Here is an 835-nt window from a genome sequence, read left to right on the forward strand (position 1 = left end):
GTCTGAATCGCCCCGGGTTTGATGGAGGTAGTGATGACACGGAAGGATCACTGTCATGGGACTTAAGGAAGTACCCCGATGAGCTGCGCGATCGGGCCATGAGGACGGGCGTTGGAGGCACTGGCCGATCCGGCTCGGGCCAAGGGCGCGATTCGTAGGATCGCCGACGAGCTGGGTGTCCACCCCGAGGCTCTGCGTACCTGGGTCAAGAAGGCCCAGATCGACCAGGGCACCTGGCTCGGCACCACCACCGACGAGGCACAGCGGATCAAGGAGCCGGCGTTGGAGGTCCGAGAGCTGCGAAGAGCCAACGCGATCCCAAAGAGCGCGTCAGCTTGTCTAGCGCGGCGGAGTGTGAGCGCCCGTCCCGTTGATCTGCCAGTACATCGAGACCAAGAAGGAGGAGTTTGGGGCCTGGCCGATCTGCAAGGTGCTCACTGGCGCCGGAGTCAAGATCGCCCCGAGTTCCTGACTCACGCCCGCCGTAGCCGGCCTCCTAGCGCCAGGAGCCTGCGCGACGAGACCCTCAAGGCGGAGATATCCAAGGTCCACAAGAACCAGCTACTCGGTGCTGGGGCCCGCAAGATGCACGTGATGCGGGGCCGACCCGAGATCGCTGAGCGTCACGGTGCCGGTCACGTGGCCCGCTGTACCGCCCGTGCGGCTCATGGGCGACCTGGGCCTACACGGTGTCAGACGCGCCAAGTCGCCCAGAACGACGCGCTCGGCTCCAAAGGACCAGTGCCCGGCCGACCTCGTCAAAAGGCATGTCAGCGCGTTCAGGCCGAACGAGCTGTGGGTCGCCGACATTCCCCCGCAAGCGGGAGGTGCCCCC

General features: G+C 65.7%; 1 protein-coding gene. It reads left to right on the forward strand.

The genetic code is table 11. The annotated features are described in order from the left end of the window. Positions 1-111: 111 nt before the first annotated feature. The coding region (locus tag HMPREF9056_RS14965) for a transposase (RefSeq protein ID WP_157185003.1) at positions 112-835 on the forward strand (724 nt) is incomplete at its 3' end.

The sequence above is a fragment of the Actinomyces sp. oral taxon 170 str. F0386 genome, from assembly GCF_000195595.1.
GTDB lineage: Bacteria > Actinomycetota > Actinomycetes > Actinomycetales > Actinomycetaceae > Actinomyces.